Origin of the sequence: Microlunatus capsulatus (assembly GCF_017876495.1) — a bacterium.
GTDB classification, from domain to species: domain Bacteria; phylum Actinomycetota; class Actinomycetes; order Propionibacteriales; family Propionibacteriaceae; genus Microlunatus; species Microlunatus capsulatus.
Map to the genome: position 1 here is coordinate 2,968,659 of NZ_JAGIOB010000001.1, position 21,612 is coordinate 2,990,270.

A 21,612-nucleotide genomic window follows, 5' to 3' on the forward strand; every position below is an offset into this window, starting at 1 on the left:
CGCGCGGCCGTCGGCTCAGCTGTCGACCTGCAGCTTCGCGAGGGCGTCGCGGGCGGGCTGCACGAGCTCCGGCCGGGTGTCCGGGATCGAGGCGTAGTAGAGGCCCGAGGTGGCGCCCGCCGAGACGATGGCGACGAGCAGCAGCTCGCCCTTGGTCTGCAGGTCGGGGATGTCGAAGCTCAGCTGCGACTCCACGACCCAGGCGTCGTGCCCGTCGATGGTGGCCGCCTCGTTGACCTTGACGTCGCTGGTCACCGGGGCGTCGCCGTAGAAGGCGCCGAGGATGCACTTGACGACGACCTGGGAGCCCTGCTCGGGGGAGAAGAAGCCGTCGCCGGCCTGCAGCTCGGCGACGAGCACCGAGGCCACCCAGCTCTGGCCGGGGTTGTAGTTCGACTCGACGGTGATCTGCTGGACCTTGGTGTCGGTGCCGAAGGGCACCCGGTCGTCGTACTCGGGCGCCGACCAGGGCGCGCCGAGCCGCGGGAAGGAGACGGGTCCGCCGTGCACCCGGCCGTCGTTGGGGTCCGGGGTCGCCGTCGGGTTCTCCTCCGGCGTGGGGCAGGCGTTCTGGCTGCCCTGCCCCCCGGGCAGGCCCGAGAAGCCGCCGGTGCCGGTGGCCGCGCGGACGGCGACCACGGCCAGGACGACGAGCACGACGAGGACGGCCGCCCCGCCCAGCCACCAGCCGACCGCGCCACGACGGCGGGGGGCCTGCTGCTGGTAGGCCGCGTAGGCGGTGCCGGGCTGCGCACCCGCGCCGTAGCCGGAGCCGGCGGACTGGCCGTAGCCCTGGCCCGCCTGGCCGTAGCCCTGGCCGCCCTGGCCGTAGCCGGCGGACTGGCCGGGCTGCGCGCCGAGCGGCTGGGCCGACGACGGGGCGGGGGAGCTGACGAGGCCCTGCGCGGGCGGCGGGGCGCTGGGGTTCGGCGAGGTCGCCGCGGACCACGCCCGGCCGTCCCAGTAGCGGTAGAGGTCCTGACCGCCGCCGGGATCGGGGTACCAGCCTGCCTGTGCGCTCACGCCGGCGAGTCTAGGTGGTGGCCCGGGCCGGTCCCGGGTCGTTCACGCGCTCGTCACCGAACCCACAGGCTGGTCTCAGGGGCTCAGCCGAAGCGGCCGGTGATGTAGTCCTCGGTCGCCTTCTCGTCGGGGTTGGAGAAGATCTTCTCCGTCGAGCCGATCTCCACCAGCCGGCCGGGCTTGCCCTGGGCGGCCAGGTTGAAGAACGCCGTCTGGTCGCTCACCCGGGCGGCCTGCTGCATGTTGTGGGTGACGATGACCACCGTGTAGTCCTCCTTGAGCTCGCCGATGAGGTCCTCGATGGCGAGCGTGGAGATGGGGTCGAGCGCCGAGCACGGCTCGTCCATGAGGATGACCTCGGGCTGGACGGCGATGGCGCGGGCGATGCAGAGCCGCTGCTGCTGGCCGCCGGAGAGCCCGGAGCCCGGCTTGTCGAGGCGGTCCTTGACCTCGTTCCACAGGTTCGCGCCCTGCAGCGAGGTCTCCAGCAGCTCCTTGGACTTGGCGCCCGACATCCGCTGGTTGTTCAGCCGCACGCCCGCCAGCACGTTGTCCGCGATCGACATCGTGGGGAACGGGTTGGGGCGCTGGAAGACCATGCCGACCTGGCGGCGGACCCGGACCGGGTCGACGCCGGGGCCGTAGAGGTCGTCCCCGTCGAGCTTGACCGAGCCCTCGACGTAGGCGCCGGGGATGACCTCGTGCATGCGGTTGAGGGTGCGCAGGAAGGTGGACTTCCCGCAGCCCGACGGGCCGATGAAGGCGGTGACGGTGCGGGGCTCCACGGTCAGCTGGACGTCCTCGACCGCCTTGAAGGAGCCGTAGTAGACGTTGAGGTCTGAGACCTCGATGCGCTTCGACATGTCAGTTCTTCCTGGGTCCGCCGGCTCAGCGGCCGGTCTTGGGAGCGAAACGGGCGGCGATGAGGCGACCGGCGAGGTTGAGCACCATGACGATGATGACCAGCGTCAGGGCCCCGGCCCACGCGCGCTCGACGTAGGCCGACGCGGGGTTGCCCTGGTCGACGTAGGAGCGGTAGACGAAGACCGGCAGCGTCATCATCGGGCCCTCGAGGGGGTTGTTGTTGAGGCTCTGGGTGAACCCGGCGGCGACCAGCAGCGGGGCGGTCTCCCCGATCACCCGGGCGATGGCCAGCATGACGCCGGTGACGATCCCGGCCAGCGCGGTCGGCAGCACGATCTTGGTGACCGTCAGCCACTTCGGCACCCCGAGGGCGTAGGAGGCCTCGCGCAGCTCGTTGGGGACGATCTTGAGCAGCTCCTCCACCGAGCGGACGACCACGGGGATCATCAGCACGCTCAGCGCGACGGCGCCGGCCAGGCCCGACTTGGTGCCCGGCCCGAAGATGATCACGAACAGCGCGTAGGCGAAGAGACCGGCGACGATCGAGGGGATGCCCGTCATCACGTCGACGAAGAAGGTGATGCTGCGGGCCAGCCGGCCGCGGCCGTACTCGACGAGGTAGATGGCCGCGAGCAGGCCGATCGGGACCGAGATGAGGGTGGCGATGCCCGTCACCCACAGGGTGCCGGTGATCGCGTGCACGGCGCCGCCGCCCTCGCCCACCACGCTGCGCATGGAGTAGGTGAAGAAGGTCCCGTCGAACCGGTCGGAGCCGCGGCCCACGACGGAGACGACCAGCGAGATCAGCGGCAGCAGGGCCAGGCCGAAGGCGCTGGTCACCAGCGTGGTCGCGAGCCGGTCCTTGGCCTTGCGGGTGCCCTCGACGGCGACCGAGAGCACCACCGACACGACGATGTAGATGAGCACGGCGACGACGAGCACGCGGATGATGCCCAGCGAGCCGAAGACGGCGAAGATCGAGAGCGAGATCAGCAGGGAGGCGGCGAGCAGCAGGCCGGTGCTCCAGCGGGGCAGCCGGCCGGCCGTCAGGGTGACGGGCGCGGCGGGCCGGGTGGCGACGGAGGTGCTCATCAGTTGGCTCCCGAGAACTCTTTGCGACGGTTGATGACCGCGCGCGCCACGCTGTTGACGGCGAGGGTGATGACGAACAGCACGAGGCCCGTCGCGATGAGCTGGTTGGTGCCCAGGCCGTAGGCCTCGGGGAACGACAGCGCGATGTTGGCCGCGATCGTGCTCGGGTTCGTCGACTGCAGCAGGGCGAAGGAGATGATCGCCGAGGGCGAGAGCACCAGGGCGACGGCCATGGTCTCGCCCAGCGCGCGGCCGAGGCCCAGCATGCTGGCCGAGATGATGCCGGGCCGGGCGAAAGGCAGGACGGCCATCCGGATCATCTCCCAGCGGGTGGCGCCGAGGGCCAGCGCGGCCTCCTCGTGCAGCCGCGGGGTCTGCAGGAAGACCTCCCGGGAGAGCGCCGTGACGATCGGCAGGATCATCACCGCGAGCACCAGGGCGGCGGTGAAGATCGTCCGGCCGGTGCCCGAGGCGGGCCCGGCGAACAGCGGGATGAAGCCGAGGTTCTCGGTGAGCCAGAGGTAGAGCGGCTGGACCAGCGGACCCAGCACGCTGATTGCCCCACAGGCCGTAGACGACCGAGGGCACCGCGGCCAGCAGGTCGATGACGTAGCCGAGCCCGGCGGCCAGCCGGCGGGGGGCGAAGTGGGAGATGAACAGGGCGATGGCGATGGCCACCGGGACGCCCATGACCATCGCGAGGAACGCGGCCCACACGGTGCCGAAGGCCAGCGGCAGCACGTAGCGGTAGGTGTTCCCGAACGGCAGGTCGTCGGCCGGGTTCGTGAAGGCCGGGATGCCCTGGGCGACGAGGAAGGCCGCCACCAGGGCCAGGATGATGAGGATCAGGGTGCCGGAGCCGGTCGAGAGCCCCTCGAAGATCCGGTCACCGGGCCGCTTGACGACCTTCGCCGCGGCGACCTTGGCCTTCGGCGGCGGCTCGGGGGGCGGTGGGCCGGCCCGGAACGTCGGCGCGCTGCCGACCTGGGTGTCGGCGATCCGCTGGGGTTCGATCTGCGTCATGTCCCTGCTCCACGAGAGTGGTGGCTGATGGACCACATCGAACCACCGGCGACCCCTCCCCGCGCGGGAGCGGTCGCCGGCGGCCCGGTGGCGGTGACTCCTGGGTCAGGAGATCTTGGCGGCCGCGGCCTCGACCTCGGTGGACAGCTCCTCGGAGAGGGGGGCCATCTTGGCGGTCGCGACGGCGTCCTGCTGGCCCTTCGCGGAGGCGACGTAGCTGAGGTAGCCCTTCACCTTGGCGGCGACGGCCGGGTCCTCGTACTTCTCGCAGGCGATGGCGTAGGAGAGCAGGACGACCGGGTAGACGTCGCCCTCGGCCTTGCGGTCCAGGGTCACGACGATGTCGTTGGCGCTGCGGCCCTCGGTGTCGCGCGGCGAGGCGTCGACGACGGCGGCGGCGGCGTCGGCCGTCGGCTCCAGGAACTTGTCGCCCACCTTGATCTGGGCCACGCCCAGGTCGCCGGCCTTCGAGGCGTCGGCGTAGCCGATCGTCCCGTTGCCGTTGCTCACGGCGTCGACGACACCGGAGGTCTGCGGGGCGGCCTCGCCACCGGGGAACGGCCACTCGCCGTCGGCCTCGGCGTCCCACACCGACGGGGCGACCGTGTGCAGGTAGTCGGTGAAGTTCTCGGTGGTGCCCGAGTCGTCCGCGCGGTGCACGGCGGTGATGTTGGTGCTGGGCAGGGTGGCGCCCTCGTTCAGCGCCTTGATCTTCGCGTCGTCCCAGGTCTTGATGTCGCCCTTGAAGATGCCGGCGAGGGTCTCGGCGTCGAGCTTGAGGTCGTCCACGCCCTCGAGCTTGTAGATCACGGCGATGGGCGAGACGTAGATCGGCAGGTCGATCGCGGCCGAGCCGTCGGCGCAGCGCGAGGAGCTGAGCGAGGCGGCCGAGGCCTCCTCGGCGGTCAGCGCGCGGTCGGAGCCGGCGAAGTCGGCGCCACCGCCGGCAAAGGCGTCGCGGCCGGCACCCGAGCCGTCGGGCGAGTAGTTCACGGTGACGTCGGGGTTCACGGTCTGGAAGGCCGCGGCCCAGGTCTCCTGGGCGGTCGCGGCGGACGAGGCGCCGACGCCGCTCAGGGTGCCGGTGAGGCTGGCGGAGCCGCTGCTCGCGCCGCCGGCGGGCGCGGCCTCGCCGCCGCCGCCCTCGTTGGCCGCGCAGGCCGAGAGGCCGAGCGAGAGGGTGGCGACAGCTGCGCAGGCAGCGACGCTCAGGCGGGAGATCTTCACGGGTCCCCTTTCGGAAGGACGTGGTGGTGCACTGGAGATGAGGTCCGAGGGGCGTCGTCGTGACCCCCGTCGACGGGGAACGTACGCAGCCGAGTTGTCCGGTCGGCCCGCGCGGGGTGAACGCTGGGTGAACGATCGGCGCGGGAGCTCCCGCGGCTCTTGACGGCGGCGCGCCGCGCCTCTGTCGGTGGACGCTTCCAGCGCCCGCGGGACGGGCCTCAGGCCTGGGGGCGGTGCCGCTCCAGGGCGTGCACCTCGCCGTCGCCGGTCAGGTGGGCGACGAGGAACTCCCCGGTCACCAGCGAGGTCGGGGCGATCTCGAGCGCCTCGAGGATGTGCGGCAGCACGGGGCGGTGGACGCAGATCACCGTGGGGCGGCGGTCGGCCACGGTCTGGTTGCGGATCCGGGTGACCAGCCGGCCGACGCCCTTGGCGTCGTGGCTGCCCTCCTCCTCGCTGAGCTGGCCGAAGGTCTCCACGCGCAGCTCGCGGTGGTGGGCGTAGGGCATCAGCGTGCTCACGCAGCGCGCCGACGTCGAGGTGACCAGCCGCTCGGCGCCGTAGGCGGCGAGCATCGGGATCAGCAGCCGGGCCTGCCGGCGGCCCCGGGAGTTGATCGGGCGGGCGGAGTCCTTGCGGGACCAGTCCTTGCGGTCCATCGCCTTCGCGTGCCGCACGACGACCAGCGGGGTGGTGACCGGCTGCTCCATCTGCTGGCGGACCAGGAACCGGTCGTGCTCGAACGTGAGGCGGCTGAGCGCGGCCTTGAGCGGGAGCCAGGAGACGACGTCGACCTCGTGGTCGGGGGCCCGGGGAGCCGCGGTGACGACGGACCCGGTCCACCAGTCGACGCGCTTGAGGCCGCCGCCGCGGTCGTAGGTGACCTGGTCCAGCGGGGTGCCGAGCCGGACGGTGACCCCGGTCTCCTCCTCCACCTCGCGGACGGCGCAGGCCGGCAGCGACTCCCCGGCCTCCAGCTTGCCCTTGGGCAGGGACCAGTCGTCGTAGCGCTTGCGGTGCACGATGACCACCTCGGTGCCCCGCGTCGGGTGCTCGCGGGTGACCACGGCCCCAGCCGCGAGGATCGCCTTCCCCCGGCTCGCGGCGCGGCCGGTCACCGGGCGCTCCAGCACCTTCACCGGCACGGCGCCACCGCCCGGGCCCCGCAGCCCCCGACCACGCTCACCCCGCTCGCCTCGAACCGCTCACTTCGCTCGACCTGACCGCGCTCACTTCGCTCGACCCGACCCCGCTCACTTCGCTCGACGCCTGCTCTTGACGCCGATCAGGTACTCCTGCATGTCCAGCAGCGGCTCGTGGTCCTCGCCGGCGGTGAACTGGGTCCAGGTCCCGTCGGGCTGCAGCTTCCACGAGGCGGTGCCCTTGGCGAAGGCCAGCTCGAACAGCTCGCCGATCTCGGCCACGTGCGCCGGGTTGGTGATGGAGGCCAGCACCTCGACGCGACGGTCGAGGTTGCGGTGCATGAGGTCGGCCGAGCCGATGCCCACCGACGGCGAGCCGCCGTTGGCGAACCAGAACAGCCGGCTGTGCTCGAGGAAGCGGCCGAGGATGCTGCGGACCCGGATGTTCTCGCTCAGCCCCGGGACGCCGGGGCGGATGGTGCAGATGCCGCGCACCCAGAGGTCCACCGGCACCCCGGCCTGCGAGGCGCGGTAGAGCGCGTCGGAGACCGCCTCGTCGACGAGGGAGTTGACCTTCATCCGGATGCCCGCGGGCCGGCCGGCGCGCTGGTGGTCGATCTCGCTCTCGATCCGGGCCAGCAGGCCGGTCCGGATGCCGTGCGGGGCGACGAGCATCCGCTTGTAGGACGTCTCCTGGCTCATCCCGGAGAGGTGGTTGAACAGCCGACCGACGTCCTCGGTGATGATCGGGTTGGCCGTCAGCAGGCCCATGTCCTCGTAGGTCCGGGCCGTCTTGGGGTTGTAGTTGCCGGTGCCGATGTGCACGTAGCGGCGCAGGCCCTCGGGCTCGTCGCGGACCACCATCGACAGCTTGCAGTGCGTCTTGAGCCCCACCAGGCCGTAGACGACGTGGCAGCCGTGCCGCTCCAGCCGGCGCGCCCAGGCGATGTTGGCCTGCTCGTCGAAGCGGGCCTTGATCTCCACCAGGCACAGGACCTGCTTGCCCGCCTCGGCGGCCTCGATGAGGGCGTCGACGATGGGGGAGTCGCCCGAGGTGCGGTAGAGCGTCTGCTTGATCGCGAGCACCTGCGGGTCGTCGGCCGCCTGCTCGATGAAGCGCTGCACGCTGGTGGCGAAGGAGTCGTAGGGGTGGTGCAGCAGCACGTCGCGCTGCTTGAGCGCGGCGAACATGTCGGCCGGTTTGGCCGTCTCGACCTCCGACAGGTGCGGGTGGGTCGAGGGCAGGAACGTCGGGTACTTCAGCTCGGCCCGGTCGATGTCGGCCAGCGCGAACAGCCCTCGCAGGTCCAGGGGCCCGGGGACGAGGAAGACCTCCTTCTCGGCGATGTCCAGCTCGCCGATCAGCAGCTCCAGCATCTTGGGGTCGATGTCGTCCTCGACCTCCAGCCGGACCGGCGGGCGGCCGACCTTGCGCCGCAGCAGCTCCTTCTCCAGGGCCAGCAGGAGGTTCTCGGCGTCGTCCTCCTCGACCTCGACGTCCTCGTTGCGGGTCACCCGGAAGGTGTGGTGCTGGACGACCTCCATGCCGCTGAAGAGCTGGTCCAGGTGCTGGGCGATGACGTCCTCGAGCGCGACGTAGCGGCCCTCGGTCAGCGGCAGGAACCGCGACAGCACGCTGGGCACCTTCACCCGGGCGAACTGGCGGACGCCGGTCTCGGGGTTGCGGACCAGCACGGCCAGGTTGATCGAGAGCCCGGAGATGTAGGGGAACGGGTGCGAGGGGTCGACGGCCAGCGGGGTGAGCACCGGGAAGATCCGCTCGGCGAAGAGGACGTCCATCCGGTCGCGCTCGTCGTCGGTGAGCTCGTTCCACTTGAGGATCTCGATGCCGGCCTCGGCCAGCTCGGGGCGCACCTGCTCCTGGAACACCCGGGCCTGGTCGACGACCAGCTCGCGGGTGCGGTTGAGGATCGCGGTGTGCACGTCGCGCGGCATCATCCCGCTGACGGTGGGCACCGCCACCCCCGCCGCGATCCGGCGCTTCAGGCCGGCGACCCGGACCATGTAGAACTCGTCGAGGTTGCTGGCGAAGATGGCCAGGAACTTGGCCCGCTCCAGCACCGGCACCCGGGGGCGGTCCTTGGCCAGGTCCAGCACCCGGTTGTTGAACGCCAGCCAGGACAGCTCGCGGTCGAGGAAGCGGTCCGGTGGCAGGTGCGGCGCCGGGGCGTCGGGGTCCACCTGGGGGTCGCCGGCCGTCCCCCGGATGCTGGTGAGGGGTGACACGTCGACGGGGTCCATCCGGTCTCCTGAGGTGCGGGCCCGCGGACGTCCGGGGTCGCGCGGCGGCTTCGCGGCGACGGGGGGTCCAGGTGTCCGGGGGCTCACGGTTGGGCGTACATCACATCACGGCTGGCCGTGGTGAAGCCACGGCCGGTGTAGAGGCCGACGGCGCCGGCGTGGTCGCCCTCGACGTAGAGCTCGACCTCGGTGTCGCCGGCGGCCCGCAGGTGCGCCAGCCCGGTGTCCAGCAGCGCGCCCCCCAGCCCGGCGCCGCCGGAGCCCGGGTCGACGCCCAGCACGTACACCTCGCCGAGGGTGCCGGCGTGCTGCTTGGTCCAGTGGAAGCCGACCAGCACCCCGTCGCGCTCGGCGAGGAAGAAGCCCCGCGGGTCGAACCGGGGCTCGGCCATCCGCTGGGCCAGGTCGTCGGCGGTCAGCGCGCCCTGCTCGGGGTGGGAGGCGAAGGCGCGGGCGTTGACGCCCAGCCAGGCCTGCTCGTCGCGGCCGGGCTCGAAGGTGCGGACCGCGACGCCGTCGGGCACCCGCGGGGCGCGCAGGTCGGCGCCCAGCGGGCGGGTCATCACCAGCAGCTCGCGGGCCAGCCGCAGCCCGGCCCGGTCGGCCAGCGCCTGCGCCGCCGACGTGCCGCCCATCGCCCAGACCTGGAGGCGGCTCGGCGCCAGCGCGAGCAGCGCGCCGAGCAGGGCGCTGCCGACGCCGCGGCGTCGGACGTCCGGGTGGACGACGAGCTGACCGGTGGTGGAGCCGTCCCCGGGGGCCAGCTGGGCGTAGCCCCGCAGCAGGGCGCCGGGGCCGGCGTCCTCGGCGCGGGCCAGCACGTGCCGGACGTCGCCGGGGTGGTCCAGGGCCAGCAGCGCCGCCTCGTTGAGGGCGCTGGTCCCGTCGACGGCGGCCGCGTCGGCGACCAGCCGGCGGACCGCGTCGGCCTCCGCGGGGGACAGCCGGTCGAGGGTCGAGGTCGGGACCGCGTGCGCCATGGCGCCGAGACTAGGGGATCTATGCTGGCCGGTGCTGACCGCGTCGACGAGGGCGCCGGCGGTGCAGGAGGGGACGCGGATGCGCGACGAGGAGTACCAGGCCGACCAGGTCGCTGCCTACGGGGCGAGCGGCCAGCCGGCCGTCGCCGCGCGGATGGCGCCGCACCTGCGGATGACGCGGGTGGGGGCCGTCGCCGCCGCGGTGTCCGTGCTCGCCGCGGTCGGGGCGCTGGTGACCTTCCCGCGCTTCACCACCGCCACGGCCTCCGGGATCGGCTGGGGCGTGTTCCTGCTGGTCTGCGCCGTGGCGATGCTCGGCATCTGCGTGCTGCAGCTGGCCGCCTGGCGCCAGGCCATGGCCTGGTGGCGCGGCGAGCGCGAGACCGGTCCCCGCACCCTCGCCCCCTTCTCGTGGTGGGCGCACGTGGCGTCCTACGCCGTGGCGGTCGGGGCCCTGTTCGCCGCGATGGCCGGCAGCGCCGTCGCCGGCTGGACCGCCACCGCCGCCACCCTGATGGCCCTGTCCCTGGTGCTGCTGCTCGCCGGCCAGATCCTCGGCGGGGTGCAGTACGTCCGCCCCGACGGCCCGCCCGGGACCGTCCCCGCGCACATGCGCCGGCTGCTGGCGCGCGAGCGCGCCCGGCAGGAGGCCGCCGCGGCCATCGTGGACCGCGACACCCCGCCGACGGGCGATGCCCCGCGCGGCTGAGCCGCCGGGACCGGCGCTCGTCGTCCCGCCCGCGCTGGCGGCCACGCAGCGGCTCTACTTCGGGGCCGCGGGCGACCGCTGGGTGGCCGACCTGCCCGGCCTGGCGACGACCTGGCTCGAGCGCTGGGCGCTGACCCCGGACGGCCCGCCCGCCCACGGCGCCGTCGCCCTGGTGCTGCCCGTCCGCCGCGCCGACGGCACGCCCGCGGCGCTCAAGCTGCAGCCCGTCGACCACGAGACGGCCGGCGAGGGCCGCGCCCTGGCTCTGTGGGCCGGGCGCGGGGCCGTCGCCCTGCTGGCCGCCGACGAGACCAGCGGCACCCTGCTGCTGGAGCGGCTCGACGCGACCCGCACCCTGCTGAGCCCCGACGTGCCCGACCGGGAGGCGACGGCGGTGGTCGCGGGGCTGCTGGTCCGGCTGAACGCGGTGCCCGCCCCGCCGGGGCTCCGCCGGCTCGCCGACGTGGCGGGGGAGACGCTCGCCTCGGTGCCGGCCGCCCTCGCCGCCGCGACCGACCCCGGGGAGCGGGCCCTGCTGGGCACGGCCGCCGGGCTGCTCGCCGAGCTGCTGGCCGAGCCCGTCGGGGACCGGCTGCTGCACTGGGACCTCCACCACAGCAACGTCCTGGCCACCCCTGACGGCGCGGGCTGGCGCGCCATCGACCCCAAGCCGCTGGCCGGCGACCCGGGCTTCGAGCTGCTGCCCGCGCTGTGGAACCGCTGGGACGCCGTGGTGGCGACCGGTGACGTGCCCGCCGCCGTCCGGGCCCGGTTCGACCTGATGAGCGAGCGGATGGGCCTGGACCGCGCGCGGGCGGCGGCGTGGACGCTGGCCCGGGTGCTGCAGGATGCCTGCTGGGACCTCACCTCCGGGCGTTCCCGGACGGTCTCGCCGCCGCACCGGGCCGTCGCCGAGGCGCTGCTCGGCCGGGCGCGGGGGTCGGGGTGACCGTCCGTTCACCCGCCGGTCGCCGGCGCGTCGCCCGGCCGGTGTAGACAGCAGGGGTGAGCGAGCTGTCGAGCCCCGGGTTGCGCGAGCAGCTGCTGTGGCTGAAGGAGCGCTACGGCGCCGAGGACTTCACCGTCGAGGAGCTCGACGACGACGACCCCGTGCTGCGCGCCGTGGACGGCCCCGTCGTCGACACCTGGCGCGAGGGCTACCCCTATCCCGAGCGGCTCTCCACCGAGGTCTACGAGCGCGAGAAGCGGCTGCTGCAGATCGAGCTGCTCAAGCTGCAGCGCTGGACCAAGGCCACCGGCGGCCGGCTCGTCGTCGCCTTCGAGGGCCGCGACGCCGCCGGCAAGGGCGGCACCATCAAGCGGTTCACCGAGCACCTCAACCCCCGCACCGCGCGGGTGGTGGCGCTGGAGAAGCCCACCGACCGCGAGGCGCGGCAGTGGTACTTCCAGCGCTACGTCGCCCACCTGCCGGCGGCCGGGGAGATCACCCTGTTCGACCGCTCCTGGTACACCCGGGCCGGTGTCGAGCGGGTGATGGGGTTCTGCTCCGACGCCGAGCACGCGCAGTTCCTGCGGCAGGCACCGCGCTTCGAGGACCTGCTGATCGACGACGGCTTCGACCTGGTCAAGCTGTGGTTCTCGGTCTCCAAGCGGGAGCAGAGCACGCGCTTCCTCATCCGCCAGATCGACCCGGTGCGGCAGTGGAAGCTGTCCCCGATGGACCTGGCGTCGCTGGACAAGTGGGACGCCTACACCGCGGCGAAGGAGGAGATGTTCGCCGCGACCGACACCGACACCGCGCCCTGGACCGTGGTCAAGAGCAACGACAAGAAGCGGGCGCGGCTGGAGGCGATGCGGTTCGTGCTGCACCGCACCGACTACGAGGGCAAGGACGCCGAGGTGGTCGGGGTGCCCGACCCGCGGATCGTCGGCCGGGCCTCCGAGGTCTACGAGCTGGGGGAGCGGGTGGCCGGTGCGGCCTGAGCGGTCAGCCCGAGGTGACGCGGTCGGACTCCTCGACCGGCGCCACGAAGCGGTAGCCCACGTTGCGGACCGTGCCGATGACCGACTCGTGCTCGGGGCCGAGCTTCGCGCGCAGGCGGCGGACGTGCACGTCGACGGTGCGGGTGCCGCCGTAGTAGTCGTAGCCCCAGACGTCGCTGAGCAGCTGCTGGCGGCTGAAGACCCGGCCGGGGTGCTGGGCGAGGTACTTGAGGAGCTCGAACTCGGTGTAGGTGAGGTCCAGCTGGGTGCCGTTGAGCTTGGCGGAGTAGCCGGCCTCGTCGATGACGATGTTGCCGGTCTGGATCAGCGGGTCGGCGCCGGCGGCCACCGACGGCGTCATGGCCAGCCGCAGCCGGACGTCCACCTCGGCCGGGCCCGCGGTGGCCAGCAGGAGGTCGTCGAAGCCCCAGTCCGAGGACAGGGCGGCCAGGCCGCCCTCGCTGGCGATCACCAGCAGCGGTGACTCCTTGCCCGTGGTCTCGATCAGCCGGCACAGCGAACGTGCGCCGACGAGGTCGCGGCGGGCGTCGAGGAGGATGACGTCGGCCGCCGGGGCGTCGAGCAGGGCGGTGGCCTCGGCCTGGGCGACCTTGACGTGGTGGGGCAGGAGCTCCAGCGCGGGCAGGATCTCCGACGACGTGTGCATGTCGTTGGTGAGGAGCAACAGGGTCGCCATCGAGGGCCTCCTCGGCAGGGGGTGGTCTGCGGGACGTGGTGCTCCGACAGACCCCGGCTGTGTGGCGAGGGCCACGGTGCATGGCCGACACTACTGCAATGCCGAGCGTTCACCTGCACTACTGGGCGGGGGCCCGGGCGGCCGCCGGCACCACCGCGGAGGAGGTCGAGGCGGCCACCGTGCGGCAGGCGCTGGAGCGCGCGGCCGCCGGCCGTGACGCCCGGTTCGCCCGCGTGCTGGCCGCCTGCTCCCTCCTGGTGGACGGCACCGCCGCCCACGCCGACGACCTCGACACCCCCCTCACCGGCGCCGTCCGGGTGGAGGTGCTGCCCCCGTTCGCGGGCGGTGCGGAGCCATCGGCGGTGTGAAGGAGATCACCGCGACGGCGCCCGGATGCTGGACGGAGAGACTCCTCCCGCCGTCGTGTCCAGCAGGTGGACAGCGGTACCAGCATCCGGGACGACCGCTGCGCCGGGCCGGGGTGCCGTCGTAAGGTGGCGACGTGACCACCGAGAAGGTGTGGGCGCTCGTGCTCACCCGCCGCCGCGCCGTCGACCACGGCCGCATGCGGTCCTCGTTGTGTCGGTCCCCCCGGCCCTAGGACGCCTCCACCCCTGCCGCCCCCGGGCCGCACGCGTCCCCGCCGCCACCCGCCCGCCCGCGCACGGATCTGCGTGGACCCCAGCGCGCCCGGCACCGTCGGGCACCAGCACACAGGAGTGATCAGCACATGAGCAGGTCAGAAGCACTCGTCGACATCGACTGGGTCGCCCAGCACGGGCAGGACGACGGCGTCGTCCTCGTCGAGGTGGACGAGGACACCACGGCCTACGACGGCGGCCACATCGAGGGCGCGGTCAAGCTGGACTGGAAGGCCGACCTGCAGGACCCGGTGCGCCGGGACTTCGTCGACCGCGAGCAGTTCGGCGCCCTGCTGTCCGAGCGCGGGATCGGCAACGACGACACCGTTGTGCTGTACGGCGGCAACAACAACTGGTTCGCCGCCTACGCGTACTGGTACTTCAAGCTCTACGGCCACCGCGACGTCCGCCTGATGGACGGCGGCCGCAAGAAGTGGGAGCTCGAGGCCCGCCCGCTGAGCACCGAGACGGTGACCCGGCCCGCGACCACCTACACCGCGGCCGAGCCCGACACCTCCATCCGCGCCTTCCGCGACGAGGTCGTGGCCGCGATCGGCACCAAGAGCCTGGTCGACGTCCGCAGCCCCGACGAGTTCGCCGGCCGGCTGCTGGCCCCGGCGCACCTGCCGCAGGAGCAGTCGCAGCGCGGCGGCCACATCCCGACCGCGGTCAACGTGCCCTGGTCCAAGGCGGCCAACGACGACGGCACCTTCAAGTCCGACGACGAGCTGCGCGCGCTCTACGGCGGCGCGGGCGTCGACTTCGACGGCGACATCATCGCCTACTGCCGGATCGGCGAGCGGAGCTCGCACACCTGGTTCGTGCTGCAGGAGCTGCTGGGCCAGCCCAACGTCAAGAACTACGACGGCTCCTGGACCGAGTACGGCTCGCTGATCGGCGTCCCGATCGCCGTGGGCGACGAGCCCGGCCAGGCCTGACGGCCCGACCGACCACCCCACCCACCGCGCCCCACCCCGAGGAGAACCCATGTGCGGAGCCACCACCGGCGGCCTGAGCGTCGCCGGCATCGACACCACGAAGGAAGCGGTGATCCAGGGGCGCGTGCTGCGGTCCGGGAACCCCGTCTCCGGCGCCTACGTCCGGCTGCTGGACGCCGACGGCGAGTTCACCGCCGAGGTCCCGACCTCGGCCACCGGCCACTTCCGGTTCTTCGCCGGCGACGGCGCGTGGACGCTGCGCACCCTGGCCCCCGGGGCCAAGGCCGACCGGGTCGTCCGGGCGGCCCGGGGCAGCGTGGCCGAGGTCGACGTGGAGCTCGAGGCGGCCTGATCCCGCCGGCCGGGACGACGGCCGCCGTCGTCGTCCCGGCCCGCGGGCCGGCCTGCTCCGGTAGGCTGCGTCCCGATGTCCTCCCCCGCCCACCCCTCCTCGTCGGCCGCGCCCCGGCCCGCGCCGACGACGACGGACCCCGCCCTCGACGCCGTCGAGTCGCTGTACCGCGGGGCCACGGGGCGCTCGGGACTGCGGGCCTTCGAGCCCGCGCTGCGCCCGCCTGAGGGCACCCTCGACTGGGGCTGGCTCTTCCGCCCCGACGAGCCGGTCGCCCCCGTCGCGGCTCCGCTCGCCGCGGCCCTCACGACCACCGGCAGCGGGCTCGCCGTCCGCACCACCACGTCCGGCCTCGCTGTCGTCGGCCCGGCGCCCCTGGTGCACTGGTCGCCCGGCACCCTGCCCGCCGCCCGCCGCTGGCCGGCCGTCGCCCTGCTGGCGGCCGCCCTCGCCTGCGCCGTGCTGCTGCCCTGGGTCGCGCCGGTCCTCTGAGCCGCCGGCTCCCGCTCAGGAGTCGAGGACCAGCGTCACCGGCCCGTCGTTGGTCAGGCTGACCTGCATGTCCGCCCCGAACACCCCCGTCTCGACGTGCGCCCCGAGCGCGCGCAGCGCGGCCACGAAGGCCTCGACCAGCGGCTCGCTGACGGGGCGCGGCGCGGCAGCGCTCCAGGACGGCCGCCGGCCCTTGCGGGTGTCGGCGTAGAGCGTGAACTGGCTGACGACCAGCAGCGGGGCGCCCTCCTGGGCGGCCGAGCGCTCGCCGGCCAGGATCCGCAGCGTCCACACCTTCTCGGCCAGCCGGGCGGCGTCGGCCGCGGTGTCCTCGTGGGTCACCCCGACCAGCACCAGCAGCCCGGGCGCGGGCAGGGCGCCGACGACGGCGCCGTCCACCTCCACCCGCGCGGTCGTCGCCCGCTGCACCACCAGCCGCACGGCGTCAGACCACCGGGGGCAGCGTGACCAGGCAGAACGGGTGGCCGACCGGGTCGGCGAAGACCCGCGACGTCGCCCCGCCGCCGCTCAGCCGGGTGGCGCCCAGCGCGAGCGCGGCCGCCTCCGCGGCGTCCAGATCCTCGACCCGGACGTCGAAGTGCCGGTACTGGGGCCGGTCGCCCTCGGGCCAGGTGGGCGGGCGGTAGTGGTCGACGCGCTCGAAGGCCACCCCCGGGCGGTCGGGGGCGTCGCCGATGACGACCCAGTCGCCCTCGTCCTGGACCCGCTGCATGCCCAGCAGCTCCTGGTAGAACGCGGCCAGGGCGCCCGGGTCGGGGCAGTCGAGCACGATGCCGTGCAGTCGTCCGATCACGGTCCGAAGTGTGGCACCGACCGCTGACAGCCCGCGGGCGGTGGGCCGCCCGAGCCGGCTCAGCGCAGCCGGATCCCCGGCATCGTCAGCTCGCTGCCGGCGGGCAGGCCCAGGGCGCGGGTGAGGTCGGTGAGCCCCGGCCACGCCGTCACCGCGGACGCGGCGCGCGGGTCCTCGCTGTTCCGCGGCCGTCCCAGCCGGGCGGCGGCCGGCAGGTGGACGGCGGGACCGACGGGAGCGTCGTCGGGCAGCCCGGCCCGCTGCCGGGCGATCCGGACGGCGTCGCGCAGCCCGCCGAGCTCGTCCACCAGCCCGTGCTCGAGGGCGTCGCGGCCGGTCCAGACCCGGCCGCGGGCCAGCGGCTCGATCTCGGCCACCGGCCGGCCCCGGCCGGCGGCGACCTTGCCGACGAAGTCGTCGTAGATGGCGTCGACGGTCGCGGCCAGCCGCTCGCGCTCCTGCTCGCCGAACGGCTTGCGCGAGGAGTACATCCGGGCGTGCTCGCCCTGCTGGACGGCGCCGGTGGTGAGCCCGGCCCGGTCCAGCAGATCGGTGACGACGAACTTGCCGCCGAAGACGCCGATCGAGCCCGTCAGCGTTCCGGGCAGGGCGACGACGACGTCGGCCGGCGCGGCGATGTAGTACCCGCCCGAGGCGGCCAGCGCGCCCATCGAGACGACGACCGGCCGGCCCGAGTCGCGCACCCGGCACACCTCGCGCCAGATGACCTCCGACGCGACGGCGGACCCGCCGGGGGAGTCGACGTGCAGCACGACGGCCTTCACCTGGTCGTCCTCGAGCGTGGCCCGCAGCTCGGCGGCGACGGTGTCGCTGCCCAGCTGGCGGCCCGTGGGCCCCCGCCGGCTGCGCCCGCTGCCGATGCCGCCGTGGGCCCGGACCACGGCGACCCGGCCCGGCTTCGACCACGGGGCGGCGGGCAGCGAGCGGCGCGGCGACCAGCGGTCGGCGAACAGCAGCTCGGCGTCCTCCCCGACCTCGGCCCGCAGGGCGGCGTGCACCTCGTCGCGGTAGCCCAGCCGGTCGACCAGACCGACCTCGAGGGCCTCGCGGGCGGTCCGGGGGCCGGAGTCCACGAGCGCGCGGACCTGCTCCGGCGTCGTCCCGCGCGTCTCCGTCACCCGCTCGACGGCCTCGTCGAGCAGGGAGCGGGTGAGCTGCTCCAGCGAGGCGCGGTGGGCCTCGGTGAAGCCGGTACGGGTGAAGGTGTCGACGGCGTTCTTGAACTCGTGGCGCTGCTCGAACTCGGGCTGGACGCCCAGCTTGGCGAGCGCCCCGCCGAGGAACGTGGTCTCGGCGGCGACGCCGAGCAGGCCGACGCCGCCGCCGGGCTGCAGCCAGATGCGGCCGAAGGCGGTGGCCAGCACGTAGGAGGCGGTGTCGGCGACCTCGCCGAAGCTCTCCGCCCACGCCACCGTCGGCTTGCCGCTCGCGGCGAAGGCCTGCACGCCGAGGCGCAGCTCCTGCATCGCGGCCCAGGGCAGCGGGCCGCCGACCCGGGCGACGAGGCCGACGACGCGCGGGTCGTCCGCCGCCTCGTGCAGCGCCCGCAGGGTCGGCCGCAGCAGCCGGCGGCCGCGGTTCCGCAGCCGGGCGACGGGGTCGCCGGGGTCGGGGTCGACGGGCAGGTCGGTGAGGTCCAGCTCGAGCAGCAGCGGCGTCCGGTTCCCGGGGAGCGAGGGCATGGACCCACGGTAGGCGCGGGGTCGCGGTCGCGGCTGAGAAGTCGGCGGCAGAGCCCCTGAGCACCGCTCAGGCCGGGCGCTGCCCGCCGTCCGCCGTGGCGCGCCTCGGCCGGGCGCGCACGTGCATCCGCTCGCCCTGGGGCCCGAACAGGCTGAGCACCTCCAGGGCGCCGGGTCCGAGGTTGCCGAACCAGTGCGGCGTGCGGCAGTCGAACTCCGCGACCTCGCCGGCCTCCAGCGTCAGGTCGTGCGGCCCCAGCCGCAGCCGCAGCCGGCCGGCCAGCACGTAGATCCACTCGTAGCCCTCGTGGGTCTGCTGCTCCAGCGGCCCCCGGGCTCCCGGCGGCGGCGGGTAGACCATCTTGTACGCCTGCGTCCCGCCGGGGCGCCGGCTGAGCGGCACCATCGTCACGCCGTGCCGGACCACCGGACGGGGGTGCACCCGCGGGTCGCCCGTCTCCGGCGCCCCGACCAGGTCGTCCAGCGGCACCTGGTGCACCCGGGCCAGCGGCAGCAGCAGCTCCAGCGTCGGCCGGCGCTGCCCCGACTCCAGCCGGGACAGCGTGCTCACCGAGATGCCCGTCGTCGCCGCGAGCGAGGCGAGCGTCGCGCCGCGCTGCTTGCGGAGGTCGCGCAGCCGCGGTCCCACGGCCTCCAGCACCGCCCGGGGCACCAGGCCCTCGTCGTCGTCCACGACCCCAGTCCACCACAGGACTTGCGGTTCCGGCAACGGATGTTGTCGTCCGCGCAGGTCCGCGCGCAGGCTGGGAGCACGAGCAGGGCAGACCTCAGGAGGCGGACGTGGAGCAGGTGGCAGGCGTGGACCAGGTGGCAGGCGTGGAGCACGTGGTGGGGCAGGACGGGTACGACGTGGTGGTGGTCGGGGGCGGCAGCGCCGGGCTGAGCGGGGCGCTGGCCCTGGGCCGGGCGCGGCGGCGGGTGCTGGTGGTGGACGCGGGCGACCCGCGCAACGCCCCGGCGGCCGGGGTGCACAACTACCTGACCAGCGAGGGGCTCCCGCCGGCCGAGCTGGTGGCGGCCGGTCGCGCCGAGGTGGAGGCCTACGGCGTCGAGGTGCGGCGGGGGACCGCGGTCGCGGCGGCGCCCCTGGACGTCGGGCCCGGCCGCACGGCGTTCACCGTCGACCTCGCCGACGGCACGCGGGTGAGGGCGCGGCGGCTGCTCGTCACCACCGGGCTGACGGACCTGCTGCCGGACGTGCCCGGGGTGGCGCAGCGGTGGGGCCGCGACGTCGTCCACTGCCCCTACTGCCACGGCTACGAGGTGCGCGACGAGCCGGTCGGCGTGCTGGGCACCGGCCCGATGGCCGCGCACGTGGCGCTGCTCTTCCGGCAGTGGTCGCCCGACGTCGTGCTGTTCCAGCACACCGCGCCCGCGCTGACGCCGGAGGAGGCCGAGCAGCTGGCGGCCCGCGGGATCGACGTCGTCGCCGAGCCGGTGGCCGGGCTCGAGGTCGTCGACGACCGGCTGAGTGGGGTGCGGCTCGTCTCCGGGGCGGTGGTCCCGCGCCGCGCGGTGGTCGTCAGCCCGCGGTTCGCCGCCCGCTCCGCGGTGCTCGAGGGCCTCGGGGTGGCGGCGGAGGAGTTCCGGATGGGCGAGCACGTCCTCGGCACCTCCGTGCCCGCCGACCCGATGGGGGCGACGTCGGTGCCCGGGGTCCGGGTGGCGGGCAACGTCACGGCCCCGATGGCCCAGGTGATCGCCGCCGCGGCCGCCGGCCTGCAGGCGGGGGCCGCGCTGAACGGCGAGCTCGTCACCGAGGACACGGCGCTGGCGGTCGCCCGCCACCGGGAGGAGGCCGGGGCCTACGCTGGTCGCTCGTGAGCGACGACGCACCCACCACCCAGCCCTCCGCCTCCCGCCGCGCCCTCGTGGTGCGCGGCGGGTGGACCGGCCACAGCCCCGTCGAGGCCAGCGACAGCTTCCTGCCCTTCCTGCGGGAGCAGGGCTTCGAGGTCGCCGTCGAGGACTCCCCGGAGGTGTACGCCGACGCCGGGCGGATGGCCGCCACCGACCTCGTCGTGCAGTGCGTGACGATGAGCGAGATCAGCCGCGAGGCGCTCGCCGGGCTGATGGCGGCGGTCGAGGCCGGCACCGGCCTCGGGGGCTGGCACGGCGGGATCGCGGACTCCTACCGGAACTCGGCCGCCTACCTGCACCTGGTAGGCGGTCAGTTCGCCGAGCACCCGGGCAAGCACCCCGACGAGCGCGTCGGGGACGCCAGCGACAACTACGTCCCCTACACCGTCGAGCTCACCGAGGCCGGCCGCGAGCACCCCGTCACCGCCGGGCTCGGGACGCTGTCGCTGACCACCGAGCAGTACTGGGTGCTCACCGACGACTACGTCGACGTGCTGGCCACCACCACCCAGGCCGTCCGGCCGTGGGACCCGTGGACCCGGCCCGTCACCTCGCCGGCGGTCTGGACCCGGCAGTGGGGGAAGGGCCGGATCTTCGTCGCGACCCCCGGCCACAGCATGGACGTCCTGGACCAGCCCGAGGTCCGCGGGCTGATCGAGCGCGGGCTGCTGTGGGCGGCCCGGTGAGCGGGCCGCTGCGCGTCGGCGTCGTCGGCGTCGGCAACATCAGCGCCCAGTACTTCGCCGCCTTCCCACGGCTCCCGGGGCTGCAGCTGGTCGCCGTGGCCGACCTCGACGCCGACCGGACCGCCGTCGTCGCCCGCGAGCAGGGCGTGGCCGCGTACTCGGTGCCCGGTCTGCTGGCCGCCGACGACGTCGACGTCGTGCTCAACCTGACCATCCCGGCCGCGCACGCCGCCGTCGGGACGGCGGCGCTGCAGGCCGGCAAGCACGTCTACGGCGAGAAGCCGCTGGCCCTGACGCCCGACGAGGGCGCGGCCCTGCTCGCGCTGGCGCAGACCTCGGGGCTGCGGGTGGGCTCGGCCCCGGACACCGTGCTGGGCACCGGCCTGCAGACCGCCCGCCGGCTGCTGGACGACGGGGCCGTCGGCGCCCCGCACGCCGCGGCCGTCGCCTGGAGCTCGCCGGGCCACGAGCGCTGGCACCCCGCGCCGTTCTTCTACTACCAGCCGGGCGGCGGCCCGCTGCTGGACATGGGCCCGTACTACCTGACGGCACTGGTGACCCTGCTGGGCCCGGTCGAGCGGGTGATGGGCACCAGCCGGCGCTCGGGCCGGGCCCGGACGGTGGGCCAGGGCCCGCAGGCCGGCGCCCCGGTGCCGGTGGACACCGACACCACGACGAGCGCGATCCTCGAGCACCGCGGCGGCGTCACCTCGACGCTCACCATGTCCTTCGACCGCTGGGCCACCCGGCAGCCGCTGTTCGAGGTCTACGGCGAGCAGGGGACGATCGCCGTCCCCGACCCCAACCACTTCGACGGCACCGTCGAGCTCTGGACGGCGCAGACCCAGGAGTGGCAGCCGGCCCCGGTGGCCGGCGGCTACGCCGACGCGGGCCGGGGCTACGGTCTCGCCGACCTGGCCCACGCCCTGGAGACCGACCGGCCGCACCGCGCGTCGGGCGACTTGGCCCTGCACGTGCTGGAGGTGATGGACGCGGTGACCCGCTCCAGCGCCGAGCACGTCGTGGTCGACCTCACCACGTCGGTCGACCGTCCCGAGCCCGTCCCGCCGGGGAGCACCCCCGGCTCCTGGTGACCGCCCGGTCCTGATCCCGGGGTGACCGTGCGGCGGAGTGCCGTGAGT

General features: G+C 74.4%; 24 protein-coding genes. 11 read left to right on the forward strand and 13 right to left on the reverse strand.

Annotation, left to right across the window (positions count from 1 at the left end; genetic code table 11):
- Nucleotides 1-15: 15 nt before the first annotated feature.
- The 4 genes from JOF54_RS13705 to JOF54_RS21090 all read right to left on the reverse strand — a co-directional run bounded on the left by JOF54_RS13705 (nt 16) and on the right by JOF54_RS21090 (nt 3,530).
- On the reverse strand, nt 16-1,023 hold the full coding sequence (locus JOF54_RS13705) for a DUF2510 domain-containing protein (protein ID WP_210056768.1): 1,008 nt from the start codon (nt 1,021-1,023) through the stop codon (nt 16-18).
- 83 nt (nt 1,024-1,106) lie between these two features.
- Nucleotides 1,107-1,886 (reverse strand): phosphate ABC transporter ATP-binding protein PstB, encoded by a 780-nt coding sequence (pstB, locus tag JOF54_RS13710; protein WP_210056769.1) that lies wholly within the window; start codon nt 1,884-1,886, stop codon nt 1,107-1,109.
- A 25-nt stretch (nt 1,887-1,911) separates the two neighbouring features.
- Nucleotides 1,912-2,979 (reverse strand): phosphate ABC transporter permease PstA, encoded by a 1,068-nt coding sequence (pstA, locus tag JOF54_RS13715; protein ID WP_210056771.1) that lies wholly within the window; start codon nt 2,977-2,979, stop codon nt 1,912-1,914.
- Entirely contained in the window at nt 2,979-3,530 is a 552-nt protein-coding gene (locus JOF54_RS21090; RefSeq protein ID WP_307804165.1) for a PstC family ABC transporter permease, read from the reverse strand. The genes pstA and JOF54_RS21090 overlap by 1 nt, the downstream gene beginning before the upstream one ends.
- A 299-nt stretch (nt 3,531-3,829) precedes the next feature.
- Between JOF54_RS21090 and JOF54_RS21095 the strand changes: the two genes are divergently transcribed.
- The gene (locus JOF54_RS21095; RefSeq protein ID WP_245358101.1) at nt 3,830-4,030 is read left to right on the forward strand and encodes a hypothetical protein; all 201 of its coding nucleotides are present in this window, start codon (nt 3,830-3,832) and stop codon (nt 4,028-4,030) included.
- 77 nt (nt 4,031-4,107) lie between these two features.
- Here the strand turns inward: JOF54_RS21095 and pstS are convergent, their stop codons facing one another.
- From pstS to mshD, 4 genes are all read right to left on the reverse strand, one after another.
- Complete coding sequence (gene pstS / locus JOF54_RS13725; protein ID WP_210056773.1) at nt 4,108-5,229, reverse strand: phosphate ABC transporter substrate-binding protein PstS; 1,122 nt, start codon at nt 5,227-5,229, stop codon at nt 4,108-4,110.
- Between the two features lie 218 nt (nt 5,230-5,447).
- On the reverse strand, nt 5,448-6,374 hold the full coding sequence (locus tag JOF54_RS13730; RefSeq protein WP_210056775.1) for an NUDIX hydrolase: 927 nt from the start codon (nt 6,372-6,374) through the stop codon (nt 5,448-5,450).
- 108 nt (nt 6,375-6,482) lie between these two features.
- Nucleotides 6,483-8,633, reverse strand: coding sequence for an RNA degradosome polyphosphate kinase (locus tag JOF54_RS13735; protein WP_210056778.1), 2,151 nt, complete (start codon nt 8,631-8,633; stop codon nt 6,483-6,485).
- 83 nt (nt 8,634-8,716) lie between these two features.
- Entirely contained in the window at nt 8,717-9,613 is an 897-nt protein-coding gene (gene mshD, locus JOF54_RS13740; protein WP_210056780.1) for a mycothiol synthase, read from the reverse strand.
- Nucleotides 9,614-9,692: 79 nt separating this feature from the next.
- On the opposite strand from mshD, the gene JOF54_RS13745 reads away from it, so the two are divergent.
- The 3 genes from JOF54_RS13745 (at nt 9,693) to ppk2 (ending at nt 12,266) form a co-directional block, all read left to right on the forward strand.
- Nucleotides 9,693-10,322, forward strand: coding sequence for a hypothetical protein (locus JOF54_RS13745; RefSeq protein ID WP_210056782.1), 630 nt, complete (start codon nt 9,693-9,695; stop codon nt 10,320-10,322).
- On the forward strand, nt 10,306-11,271 hold the full coding sequence (locus JOF54_RS13750; protein ID WP_210056784.1) for an aminoglycoside phosphotransferase family protein: 966 nt from the start codon (nt 10,306-10,308) through the stop codon (nt 11,269-11,271). The genes JOF54_RS13745 and JOF54_RS13750 overlap by 17 nt, the downstream gene beginning before the upstream one ends.
- 95 nt (nt 11,272-11,366) lie before the next feature.
- Complete coding sequence (gene ppk2, locus JOF54_RS13755; RefSeq protein WP_372443522.1) at nt 11,367-12,266, forward strand: polyphosphate kinase 2; 900 nt, start codon at nt 11,367-11,369, stop codon at nt 12,264-12,266.
- A gap of 4 nt (nt 12,267-12,270) precedes the next feature.
- Here the strand turns inward: ppk2 and JOF54_RS13760 are convergent, their stop codons facing one another.
- Nucleotides 12,271-12,963, reverse strand: a complete 693-nt coding sequence (locus tag JOF54_RS13760) for a winged helix-turn-helix transcriptional regulator (RefSeq protein ID WP_210056788.1) — start codon at nt 12,961-12,963, stop codon at nt 12,271-12,273.
- A 98-nt stretch (nt 12,964-13,061) separates the two neighbouring features.
- Here JOF54_RS13760 and JOF54_RS13765 point away from each other — a divergent pair, with 98 nt between their 5' ends.
- The 4 genes from JOF54_RS13765 to JOF54_RS13780 all read left to right on the forward strand — a co-directional run bounded on the left by JOF54_RS13765 (nt 13,062) and on the right by JOF54_RS13780 (nt 15,386).
- Nucleotides 13,062-13,331: a MoaD/ThiS family protein gene (locus JOF54_RS13765; protein ID WP_210056791.1), complete on the forward strand. Its 270-nt coding sequence runs from the start codon at nt 13,062-13,064 to the stop codon at nt 13,329-13,331.
- Nucleotides 13,332-13,693: 362 nt separating this feature from the next.
- On the forward strand, nt 13,694-14,542 hold the full coding sequence (locus tag JOF54_RS13770; protein ID WP_210056794.1) for a sulfurtransferase: 849 nt from the start codon (nt 13,694-13,696) through the stop codon (nt 14,540-14,542).
- 49 nt (nt 14,543-14,591) lie between these two features.
- A complete protein-coding gene (locus JOF54_RS13775; protein WP_210056796.1) occupies nt 14,592-14,894 on the forward strand; it encodes a DUF1416 domain-containing protein in 303 nt (100 codons plus the stop codon).
- Nucleotides 14,895-14,969: 75 nt separating this feature from the next.
- A complete protein-coding gene (locus JOF54_RS13780) occupies nt 14,970-15,386 on the forward strand; it encodes a hypothetical protein (RefSeq protein ID WP_210056798.1) in 417 nt (138 codons plus the stop codon).
- 15 nt (nt 15,387-15,401) lie between these two features.
- On the opposite strand, the gene dtd is transcribed toward JOF54_RS13780, so the two are convergent.
- The 4 genes from dtd to JOF54_RS13800 all read right to left on the reverse strand — a co-directional run bounded on the left by dtd (nt 15,402) and on the right by JOF54_RS13800 (nt 18,597).
- A complete protein-coding gene (dtd, locus tag JOF54_RS13785) occupies nt 15,402-15,827 on the reverse strand; it encodes a D-aminoacyl-tRNA deacylase (protein WP_210056808.1) in 426 nt (141 codons plus the stop codon).
- A 4-nt stretch (nt 15,828-15,831) separates the two neighbouring features.
- Entirely contained in the window at nt 15,832-16,200 is a 369-nt protein-coding gene (locus tag JOF54_RS13790; protein ID WP_210056810.1) for a VOC family protein, read from the reverse strand.
- Nucleotides 16,201-16,259: 59 nt separating this feature from the next.
- A complete protein-coding gene (gene sppA / locus JOF54_RS13795; protein ID WP_210056812.1) occupies nt 16,260-17,903 on the reverse strand; it encodes a signal peptide peptidase SppA in 1,644 nt (547 codons plus the stop codon).
- 67 nt (nt 17,904-17,970) lie between these two features.
- Complete coding sequence (locus JOF54_RS13800) at nt 17,971-18,597, reverse strand: helix-turn-helix domain-containing protein (protein WP_307804168.1); 627 nt, start codon at nt 18,595-18,597, stop codon at nt 17,971-17,973.
- A gap of 125 nt (nt 18,598-18,722) precedes the next feature.
- Here JOF54_RS13800 and JOF54_RS13805 point away from each other — a divergent pair, with 125 nt between their 5' ends.
- The 3 genes from JOF54_RS13805 to JOF54_RS13815 are packed head-to-tail and all read left to right on the forward strand — an operon-like array spanning nt 18,723 to nt 21,564.
- Entirely contained in the window at nt 18,723-19,748 is a 1,026-nt protein-coding gene (locus JOF54_RS13805) for an NAD(P)/FAD-dependent oxidoreductase (RefSeq protein ID WP_307804169.1), read from the forward strand.
- Nucleotides 19,745-20,470, forward strand: a complete 726-nt coding sequence (locus tag JOF54_RS13810; protein ID WP_307804171.1) for a ThuA domain-containing protein — start codon at nt 19,745-19,747, stop codon at nt 20,468-20,470. Before JOF54_RS13805 ends, JOF54_RS13810 begins: the two co-directional genes overlap by 4 nt.
- Nucleotides 20,467-21,564 (forward strand): Gfo/Idh/MocA family protein, encoded by a 1,098-nt coding sequence (locus JOF54_RS13815; protein ID WP_210056814.1) that lies wholly within the window; start codon nt 20,467-20,469, stop codon nt 21,562-21,564. The genes JOF54_RS13810 and JOF54_RS13815 overlap by 4 nt, the downstream gene beginning before the upstream one ends.
- Nucleotides 21,565-21,612 lie beyond the last annotated feature (48 nt).